The organism is Pseudoalteromonas sp. SWXJZ94C (assembly GCF_015864385.1).
GTDB lineage: Bacteria > Pseudomonadota > Gammaproteobacteria > Enterobacterales > Alteromonadaceae > Pseudoalteromonas.
The window spans coordinates 1-9,742 of the sequence record NZ_JADYXF010000082.1 but is presented as its reverse complement, the minus strand read 5'-3'; the positions used below and the strand labels follow the sequence as shown (position 1 = coordinate 9,742).

The following is a 9,742-nucleotide window of genomic DNA, read 5'->3' as shown; positions in this document are numbered from 1 at the left end:
CGGGAGCCGGATTTGAACCGACGACCTTCGGGTTATGAGCCCGACGAGCTACCAGACTGCTCCATCCCGCGCCTGTAATTTCTTTAAAGCAACTTCGTTTTATTTACGAGCCTGCCTTGAAGAGAGCGCTACTATATAGGAATAAACATATAATGCAAGGCTTAAAGCACTTAAAGTTGTTCAAGTGCGCAAAAAGCAATCAAAACACTATTCTGCACTCAACCTTTGATGTGGTGTAATCATTTTTTGCCACTCCCAATCAGGGTGTCCCATAACAATAAAGTCAGGGTTTTCAGTGCTTTCACGCTGATTATAGGTTAGCGGATTAAATTCAGCATCTGTAATGCAGCCGCCAGCTTCCTCAACAATAATTTGTGATGCGCCAGTATCCCACTCACCTGTTGGACCGATTCTTAAAAAACAATCGGCTTTACCCTCTGCAACAGCACAAGCCTTTAATGAACATGAACCCACTGCAATGGTTGTAAATTGAGCGTTTAAGTATTGGCTTACAGCTTCAATTTTTTGACGACGACTCACAGCAAGCGTAAGGGTGTTTGGTGTTGCTACAGATATTTGCTTATCGTTTGCATTTTCGCGTTTGAAAGCACCATTTTTTGCTGTCGCAAAATAAGTAATTCCTTTTGCTGGCCAATGAATAACACCAAGTACTGGGTGGTTATTTTCAATCAATGCAATATTTACTGCAAAGTCGCCACTTTCTAAAATAAACTCACCAGTGCCATCCATCGGATCGAGTAACCAATAACGCTGCCAATTTTGTCTATCAGCAAGTGCTGGTATAGGTGTTTCTTCCGACATAATTGGAATGTCAGGCGCAAGTGATTTCAATCCAGCAACCAGTACGTCGTTTGCAGCTAAATCAGCTTTGGTAACCGGCGTGTTATCTGATTTCTCTTGCTGGCCAATATCGCCTTTTTTATAAATGGCCATGATTGCATTACCAGCAAGTTCAGCTAATTCAATACAAGGTTCAATTAATTTATTCATCGGCAGCTCCAGACGCTAAGTATTTATCTAATAATAGCAAAGCGGCAACACTGCGAGCTTCGGTAAAATCTTCTTGGTCTAATAATGACTGCAAGTCGATTAATGGCCACTTAACAACAACCAGTGTCTCTGGCTCATCTCCTGGTAATGTTTTTGGATAGAGTTGCTTAGCAAACAATATATGCATGGTGGCATTAAAGTAACTAGGTGCCATGGTAACGGTTCTTAGTGGTTTAAAGTATTCAGCACCAAAACCCACCTCTTCCTTAAGCTCTCTGTTAGCTGCTTGCTCTGGTGTTTCACCAGGATCTATTAATCCTTTTGGAAACCCTAATTGATAGTCGTTAGTGCCTGCACAATATTCACGTACGAGTAGTAATTCGTTATCGGCAGTTAGAGGCACAATCATCACTGCGCCTCGACCACCGCCGCGAATTCGCTCATATTGGCGCTCTTCGTTATTAGAGAATTTAAGTTCTAAAGATTCCACAGTAAATAGTCGACTTTTAGCGACAACATTATTACTAAGAATTTGCGGTGGTGTTGGGTGCTTTTTCTGTGTCATTGGCGTTAATTTGCTATCATGGCAGTTAGTTCAATAATAAACCTTATAAGTTGAAATTCCTATGTTAAATTGGTCAAAAATCGATACCGTTTTGCTTGATATGGACGGAACATTACTCGATTTACATTACGACAGTCATTTTTGGCTTAACGTAATTCCACAACAACATGCATTAGCAAGAGGCATTAGCTTAGACGCAGCCAAAGCAGATATTTTAAAACGCTATCAAGCCGTAAGCGGTCAAATACAGTGGTATTGCTTAGATTACTGGGAACAACAATTAAGCTTGCCTATTATGGAACTTAAGCGCGAATCAAAGCATTTAATTAAAATGCGAGAAGACGTACCTCACTTTTTAACAGAGCTTAAAAAAGCAGGTAAAGAGTTAATTTTGCTTACTAACGCCCATCCTGAAAGTGTCATGCTCAAATTTGAAGAAACTGCGATAGATAATTATTTAGATGGCGTAGTCTCTACTCATGAATATGGGATAAGTAAAGAGCAGCAAAGTTTGTGGCATAAAGTGCAAGACGACTTAGGTTTTAATAAAAACCGTACACTGTTTATTGACGACAGTATCCCCGTTTTAAATGCCGCACGAGAATACGGCATTGAACATTTACTTGCAGTTGCTAACCCCGATAGCCAACAACCACATAACGAAATAGCCGATTACCTAAGCGTTACCGACTACCGCAAGTTAATATAACTCAAATTACCCGAATTAACTTTTTGGGTAACGCGCTTCTAGACCTTGATATACTAATTTTGCAAAATCAGCATGTTCTGTATCAAGGCTTTTAACTACTTCAACTAAATGTTCGTTATCTTCTTGTCCGTTCCACTCTTTAATGTAGCTACCGTCTTTGTAGCCGTGATCTTGGCGGAAAAAGTTTAACGTGTTTTTACCTACGTAGCCACGATATAAATCATCAATATCCATACCCATTTGCGCCATACAGCCGGCAAAGGCACCTGCATTAAACGTTTTATCAGCAACAGCAGACGCCGCTAATATCTCTAGTGTTTGTTTAAAGTCATCAGCTTGTTGAGCACTGCTAAGCTCAGTTTCAAGTTGCTTTGCTAAGTCTTCGTAGCTAGTTTCGCCGTCAATTCTAAGCGATAGACCAAAATGAAAAATATCAACCAACTCTAAAATAACTTGTTCAGTATCTGGTGTTTGTTTTTTCCACCATTTCCAACCATGATGATCCAACATTTCAGCACACTCAACCCAAATAGCGCGGTACCATTCAAACCCTTGAGTAAACCATTGCTCATGTACTTTAGTATTCATGGCGTTTTGCATTTCTAGCATCACTACTAGCTTGTTTAAATTGGCAGACATATCAATTCCTGTCGTTTTGGTTGGCGTAATTTTCGTTGATGTAATAATACAGATAAAATGCTGATTGTGCATTGCTGTATATTTTCATTAATGTGCTAATTATGTTTATCGTGACGTCGTAAACTCATGCCAAGAATCAATTAAATCAATAAAATCTTCAAAGCCACAACCACTGCTTAAACCATTTTCTTCAAGCGCTAAATCGTCATCTTGATACGCTATTAGGTCTTCGCTGTCTTGATGAAGCGCATGCGCTTCAAATAATGCTTCGTCTTTCGTTAATATTAGATCTATTTCTTGGCCTTTTAGCGTTAGCGGCTCATAGCTTGAGCTTACCGATGCAATAAGCGCTTGCACCATGGCTACTTTGTCTTTGCCTATTTCTTCGTTTAGCCAGCGACCAATAATGGCGTGTTCACTGCTTATTTTAATACGTAACCCGCTAATAGGATCGCGAATAAATTGATATTCCATAGGGTATACCTGTAAATCTTTAATTGCGTAATTATATACGTAAACGACTACAAACCACAGAACATATAAAGCAAAATAGCGCCACAAGGGCGCTATTTTACTCAGCTTTAAAGCTGTTAACTTCGCGATTTATAACGCGCAGCGTCAATAATCGACCATAAGTAAATAATAGGCACAAGTACAAAACCTACAAGCACATAAATTAGTGCATAACTTATTATAATAGCGAGTGCAAAAAATATAGCCGCTAAAATACGCCCTTGCACTAACTGCCCTAAACCAGGAAAAAATATATTACATAATGCTGCGATTACGTTACCGCCAGAACCTTGATCCGCCATACTAACCTCTGTATTTATTTAATTTTATAATTATTTACCTACACACTCTATGCCAATTTATTAAAGCTTACAAATCAAATAGTTAAATTAGTCTAGATTTAGAGAGTTGGTAAATTTTGCTAAAATCAGGTCAAATTAGCAATTATTGTTATCCGTTTACACTTTTTTATTCGCTTAATTAATTAGCAAGTTACTCGTTTTGAACACTATTTTATAAATAGCTGTTTATAAAAACAGTATTTTATTTAGCCTAACAAAAACACCTGTTATACTGCCCACAATATTGATTAAAAAGGCGTAACGATGGACGTTTCACAATTACTCGATGGCTTAAATGACAAACAACGCGATGCCGTTGCAGCCCCACTACAAAACATGCTGGTATTAGCAGGTGCTGGGTCTGGTAAAACACGAGTGTTAGTTCATCGTATTGCGTGGCTTATGCAAGTTGAGCAAGCCTCCGCTTACAGTATTTTTGCAGTTACCTTTACTAATAAAGCAGCTAAAGAAATGCGTGGCCGTGTTGAAGAAACACTAAAAGCGCCTGTAGGTGGTATGTGGATTGGTACTTTCCATGGTTTATCACATCGTATTTTACGTGCTCATCACCGTGAAGCTAACTTACCTGAAGCCTTTCAAATTTTAGACTCTGACGATCAGCTTCGGATGATCAAGCGCTTATTAAAATCGATGAATATTGATGATAAAAAATGGCCCGCTAAGCAATTTGGCTGGTATATAAGCGCCAAAAAAGATGAAGCACTTCGCCCTAAAGATATACAAGCATACGACATTAACGAGCAAATGATGCTGCGAGTTTACGCCGCCTATCAAGAGGCCTGTGATAGAGCCGGCCTAGTTGATTTTGCTGAAATATTACTACGCAGCTACGAAGTGTTAAAAAATAACCCTACGTTACTGCGTCATTATCAGCAACGCTTTGCACATATGCTCGTAGACGAGTTCCAAGATACAAATACCATTCAATATGCTTGGTTAAAGTTACTTGCTGGCGATACTAACAGCATTATGATTGTAGGCGACGATGACCAAAGCATTTATGGTTGGCGTGGTGCTAAAATCGAAAACATTAAACGTTTTTTAACTGACTTTAGCGCTGAAACCATTCGTCTTGAACAAAACTACCGTTCAACCGCGACTATTTTGAAAGCGTCCAACGCATTAATTCAAAATAACTCAGAACGTATGGGTAAAAGCTTGTGGACCGACGGTAACGATGGCGAGCCAATCTCTATTTATGCAGCATTTAATGAGTTAGACGAAGCACGCTTTGTAAGTAGCAAACTACGAAGCTGGTTAAATGCAGGTAATGCCCTACAAGATGCCGCAATTTTATACCGTAGTAACGCGCAATCTCGTGTACTCGAGGAGGCCATGCTGCAAGAAGGCTTAAAATACCGTATTTATGGTGGTATGCGATTCTTCGAACGACAAGAAATTAAGGATGCGCTTTCGTATTTACGCCTAGTAGGTAATCGTCAAGACGATGCCGCGTTTGAACGTGTAATTAATACTCCAGCACGCGGTATTGGTGATAAAACATTGAGCCATATACGAGATTGTGCACGAGCAGAATCATTACCGCTTTGGTATGCCGCAAAAGCAATTGTAGAACAACAGCATTTATCTGGTCGTGCTTCTGGTGCAGTTACTAAGTTTGTAGAGCTAGTTGAACAAATAGAAGATAAAATTAGCGACCTAACTTTACATGAGCAAGCCAAGTACACAATCCAAACCTCAGGCTTGATGGCAATGTACCAAGCTGAAAAAGGTGAAAAAGGCCGTGCTCGCGTAGAAAACTTAGAAGAACTAATTAGCGCATGTGACCAGTATGAGCTTCCTGAAGACGAAGAATACAGCTCGCCTTTACAAGGCTTTTTAGCACATACATCACTTGAGTCAGGTGAAGGGCAGGCAGAAGAACACGAAGACGCAGTTCAAATGATGACACTTCACTCAGCAAAAGGCTTAGAATTTCCGCTAGTGTTTATGGTGGGCGTAGAAGAAGGCATGTTCCCTTCTCAGCAAAGTAACGAAGAGTCGGGTCGCTTAGAAGAAGAACGCCGCCTTTGTTATGTAGGCATGACACGAGCAATGGATAAGTTATACATTAGCCATGCTGAGAGTCGCCGCTTATACGGGCAAGAAAAATACCATAGTCCATCACGCTTTTTACGCGAAATACCTGAGGACTGCGTAGAAGAAATCCGTATTAAAACACAGGTTTCTCGTCCGCCTGCCGCCGGGCGTTTTAGCGCATCAGTTAGCCATGCCGCATTTGAAGACAGTGGTTTTAATTTAGGTCAACGGGTTCTGCATGCTAAGTTTGGCATTGGTACCGTACTTAATTACGAAGGCAGTGGCGCGCAATCTCGCGTACAAGTTAACTTTGATGACCTTGGCACTAAATGGTTAGTAACGGCCTATGCACGATTACAAGCGATATAAAGCACATCTAAATGAATTGGGGCAACAACTAGCTGACGCGTATCATCGTCAGCTAATCCTGATTACTGGCAGCTCAGCTTGGTGCTATGAATTACTCTATTCATTAATAGATGATGACAATACACTTGTGGTATCTAAGCAGAGTGCGCTTAAAAATTCATACTGGCCTACCCGCACTCATCAAATTTTAGGGCAAGAATTTGCTCACGCCGTTTATGATGGCTTTAGTGGTTTGCACCCAGATAAACTTGCGGCACTTGGCGGCGCTGTTAAAGCCGGTGGTATGCTGTTTTTATTACTGCCTGAATTAGATGACTTACCTACTTGGCAAGACCCTTCATTAAGTACAGTGCAATCACACGGTCATACCATTAACTACAGTTTATTTAATCAACGTTTCGCAACTGTTATTAAACAATTACCTGCTTTTCATTTTAGTGAAAAAGATGGCTGTATTAATAATGCCGTAACTTCTGTTACTTATAATAAAATTGATTATGAGCCTCAGCAAAGCTGTGTTGATCAAATAATAAAAGTGGCTAATGGTCGTGCTAATAGACCATTACTTATTAATGCAGATAGAGGCAGAGGTAAGTCGGCAGCACTTGGATTAGCAACAGCAAAATTAATTGATAAAAAAGTAATTATTTGCAGTACTCAGTTTAAAGCTACGCATAGCAGCTTTAAGCATTTAGCTAAAGAGTTAGGCATGCAATATAACGCTGAAGATAAACAGCTCGCCAACTTACACTATGTTGCACCTGACGCACTATTAAATACGCTACCTGAGTGCGATTTATTACTCGTTGATGAAGCTGCAGCAATCCCTGTTCCGTTATTGCTGAAAATGCTAGCTCATTACCCTCGTATAGTCTTTGCTAGCACTCTGGTTGGATATGAAGGCAATGGCAGGGGTTATACCATTCGCTTTAGTAACTATATTAAAGCGCACTATAAAGCTTCTAAAGTTATAACGCTTGATGAGCCACTGCGCTTTGCTAAACACGACCCCCTTGAGAAGCACACACGCACTTTATTTGCACTTGATGCACAATATAAAGAGTTAAGTAGTGATCAATTAGAGCAGTCAGTACATAGCGAAATAACTCAGCAATCCCTTGTAAACAATGAGCCTTTACTGCAACAAGTTATTGCCCTGCTTGCATTGGCTCACTATCAAAGTAGTGTAAACGATTTACGCCAACTACTAGACGCACCATCGCAACGACTATTTATTAGCAAAATTAATAACCAATTAGTTGGCGTATGTTTAATCGCCATAGAAGGTGGTTTAAGTGAAGAACTTGCTCTACAGGTTATAAGCGGAGAGCGCCGCCCACAGGGTCACTTAATGGCTCAAACCCTCTCACAACTTAGCTTTAATAATAGCTACTTAACACAGTTGAGCGCTCGCGTTGTAAGAATAGCGATTGATCCGTGTTCTCACAATATGGGGTTTGGTAAAAAGCTACTTAGCTATTGCGAGTCGCAAGTAAAATCCCAATGCAGTTGGTTTGGAGCAAGCTTTGGCGCAACAGCGCAGTTACTTAATTTTTGGCAAAACCAAGGATTTGATACCATAAAGCTAGGTTATCAACGCGATAAAAGCACAGCTGAACATTCAGCGCTTGTGGTTAAATGCTTAAGCAACAAAAGTGCAATTATTCAACCTCTAAAAAAGCAGTTTAAAAACGATTTTTTTTATGGGCTTTTAACACACTTTAAAACACTAGATTGGCAACTTGTAAGTATTCTAATTGAAGGATTTAGCGATGGGTTAATAAGCCCCGATACTCGCGAACGATTAGCTTTGCTCGTAAACAGTAACTTCACTCAATTTAGTATTTCTGCAACTCTTTGGCAGTTACTGAGCCAGTCACCCTCTTATATATCTCAATTAACAGAGTTTGATAAACAACTTTTAATAAAGTTAGTACTTCAAAATGAATGTAATGAAAAAGTGATTCAACACTCAGATTTATTAGGAAAAAATCAGCTTGAGAATCAATTTAAACGTGCCATAAAAAACCTCATAAGTACCATCTAATAGCTTTTAGTTGCCCTATCTCTGTTAAATTTCATCCATCTTTAAGCTATTTATTTAATTTGTTCTATCCTTAAAGCATTAATAGGTAAATTAAGATAAAGGCATGGAATTAATAAACTTTAAAGTGGGCTGCAAAACAATTTCACTTAAAATACTCGATATTTTATTAACAGAGCGCTTTGACAATAATCTAACAACTTTACCAAACAATAATAAAAGCTTTATTGGTGTTAAAGATTATATGGATATACCAACGCCTGTTTTTGATTTAGGTATTATTTTAAATAATACCTCAACCGAACAAAGTAATGCGCATGTACTAAAGCAACTAAGAGCATGGCAAGAAAAACTATTAAACTGGTTCAATACCCTTCAAAGTAACTTGCTAAATAGCTCGGCTTCTATTTCAAGCAATGACGCAGAACTACAAGATTTTGTTCTGTTTTACAAAGAGTTCAGCACCGATAATGAAGACTTAAAATTAACAATGTCTCGGATTGACGAGCCTTTTCAATCATTGCTAGAAACGGTCAAAGAAGCCATAGCAGCCCATAATCAAAATGATCATAAACAAGTGTCAGCCCTGCTCGACAAAATTAAGCGTAATAGTCTAATTCAGCTCGAGCGTTTATTTGAATCAGCTAAAGAGCAAATAACATTAGACTATAAACCTATTATTGTTTTTACCACTAAAGACGGCTTAAACCCACATGTAGGGTTATTGGTAGATAAAGTCGAAGATAATATCGACTATAAAAAAGAAGACATTAAACCACTAGATAAGCTAACTGAGGTTGGTTTTGATCTAGACCCACAAACTAAAAATATGATGCGTGGGTTAATCAAGCTTTCACAAAAGCACAGTGTATTAATTGATCCAAGCGTAATATTTAAACCAACACAACTAGAAGAATCTGAAAGTGAAGAAACTCAAGCTTACGGACTATTTTGAATAGCCTTTATATTTGGTTATAAACTTTAGTACTGAAGTAATGAGCTATTCAGTTCGACTTGTATACTTAGGTGAATTGAAGAGACCTCGAGTGCGTAATGTTCATTACTCCCCTATATTTCACTTTTCTGCAGACGTAAAAATCCCAAACCTTTAGATTGGGGCTTTCTACAATGTGAAGTCGGTGCGCTACGCATACGCAGTAGAATGTTTTAATGCCCAAAGCGGTGGAGAGCCACAGTATAAATACTGCATTATCACTCTCTCAAGCTGCTTATTATCGCGCTATCGCAGAGACTGGTGAGATAAGTTGGCTTCTTTAAAGTGGGTCATGAGCTGTAATCGAATGAAATAAGGGATATTAATAGTGTGTATGGCGCGAGTTGTGCATTATTCATCCACATCTCACTTTTCTGCGGACGTAAAAAAGCCCGAATCGTTAGATTCGGGCTTTCTACAATTTGAAGCCTGGTAATGTCCTACTTTCACATAGCAAATGCTACACTATCATCGGCGCTGTTTCGTTTCACTACTG

At 39.2% G+C, this 9,742-nt stretch carries 9 protein-coding genes; 4 read left to right on the top strand and 5 right to left on the bottom strand.

Going from position 1 to position 9,742, the window contains the following annotated elements; genetic code table 11:
- Nucleotides 1–207: 207 nt before the first annotated feature.
- Both cysQ and nudE read right to left on the bottom strand, forming a co-directional pair.
- A complete protein-coding gene (gene cysQ / locus I6F65_RS20540) occupies nt 208–1,011 on the bottom strand; it encodes a 3'(2'),5'-bisphosphate nucleotidase CysQ (RefSeq protein ID WP_197114679.1) in 804 nt (267 codons plus the stop codon).
- Nucleotides 1,004–1,576: an ADP compounds hydrolase NudE gene (gene nudE, locus I6F65_RS20535; protein ID WP_166115076.1), complete on the bottom strand. Its 573-nt coding sequence runs from the start codon at nt 1,574–1,576 to the stop codon at nt 1,004–1,006. Before nudE ends, cysQ begins: the two co-directional genes overlap by 8 nt.
- Before the next feature lie 61 nt (nt 1,577–1,637).
- On the opposite strand from nudE, the gene yrfG reads away from it, so the two are divergent.
- A complete protein-coding gene (gene yrfG / locus I6F65_RS20530) occupies nt 1,638–2,285 on the top strand; it encodes a GMP/IMP nucleotidase (protein WP_166115079.1) in 648 nt (215 codons plus the stop codon).
- 15 nt (nt 2,286–2,300) lie between these two features.
- On the opposite strand, the gene I6F65_RS20525 is transcribed toward yrfG, so the two are convergent.
- The 3 genes from I6F65_RS20525 to I6F65_RS20515 form a co-directional block, all read right to left on the bottom strand.
- Entirely contained in the window at nt 2,301–2,924 is a 624-nt protein-coding gene (locus tag I6F65_RS20525; RefSeq protein WP_197114678.1) for a dUTP diphosphatase, read from the bottom strand.
- Between the two features lie 105 nt (nt 2,925–3,029).
- Nucleotides 3,030–3,398, bottom strand: coding sequence for a YacL family protein (locus I6F65_RS20520; RefSeq protein WP_024592461.1), 369 nt, complete (start codon nt 3,396–3,398; stop codon nt 3,030–3,032).
- Between the two features lie 116 nt (nt 3,399–3,514).
- Entirely contained in the window at nt 3,515–3,739 is a 225-nt protein-coding gene (locus tag I6F65_RS20515; RefSeq protein ID WP_169060705.1) for a hypothetical protein, read from the bottom strand.
- Nucleotides 3,740–4,042: 303 nt separating this feature from the next.
- Between I6F65_RS20515 and uvrD the strand changes: the two genes are divergently transcribed.
- The 3 genes from uvrD (at nt 4,043) to I6F65_RS20500 (ending at nt 9,207) form a co-directional block, all read left to right on the top strand.
- Entirely contained in the window at nt 4,043–6,208 is a 2,166-nt protein-coding gene (gene uvrD / locus I6F65_RS20510; protein ID WP_197114677.1) for a DNA helicase II, read from the top strand.
- The gene (locus I6F65_RS20505) at nt 6,186–8,255 is read left to right on the top strand and encodes a GNAT family N-acetyltransferase (RefSeq protein ID WP_197114676.1); all 2,070 of its coding nucleotides are present in this window, start codon (nt 6,186–6,188) and stop codon (nt 8,253–8,255) included. Before uvrD ends, I6F65_RS20505 begins: the two co-directional genes overlap by 23 nt.
- A gap of 103 nt (nt 8,256–8,358) precedes the next feature.
- Nucleotides 8,359–9,207, top strand: coding sequence for a chemotaxis protein (locus I6F65_RS20500; RefSeq protein WP_197114675.1), 849 nt, complete (start codon nt 8,359–8,361; stop codon nt 9,205–9,207).
- Nucleotides 9,208–9,742 lie beyond the last annotated feature (535 nt).

Coding starts and splice junctions, on each gene's coding strand:
- cysQ (WP_197114679.1), bottom strand. CDS start 1,011: ATGAATAAATTAATTGAACCTTGTATTGAATTAGCTGAACTTGCTGGT.
- nudE (WP_166115076.1), bottom strand. CDS start 1,576: ATGACACAGAAAAAGCACCCAACACCACCGCAAATTCTTAGTAATAAT.
- yrfG (WP_166115079.1), top strand. CDS start 1,638: ATGTTAAATTGGTCAAAAATCGATACCGTTTTGCTTGATATGGACGGA.
- I6F65_RS20525 (WP_197114678.1), bottom strand. CDS start 2,924: ATGTCTGCCAATTTAAACAAGCTAGTAGTGATGCTAGAAATGCAAAAC.
- I6F65_RS20520 (WP_024592461.1), bottom strand. CDS start 3,398: ATGGAATATCAATTTATTCGCGATCCTATTAGCGGGTTACGTATTAAA.
- I6F65_RS20515 (WP_169060705.1), bottom strand. CDS start 3,739: ATGGCGGATCAAGGTTCTGGCGGTAACGTAATCGCAGCATTATGTAAT.
- uvrD (WP_197114677.1), top strand. CDS start 4,043: ATGGACGTTTCACAATTACTCGATGGCTTAAATGACAAACAACGCGAT.
- I6F65_RS20505 (WP_197114676.1), top strand. CDS start 6,186: ATGCACGATTACAAGCGATATAAAGCACATCTAAATGAATTGGGGCAA.
- I6F65_RS20500 (WP_197114675.1), top strand. CDS start 8,359: ATGGAATTAATAAACTTTAAAGTGGGCTGCAAAACAATTTCACTTAAA.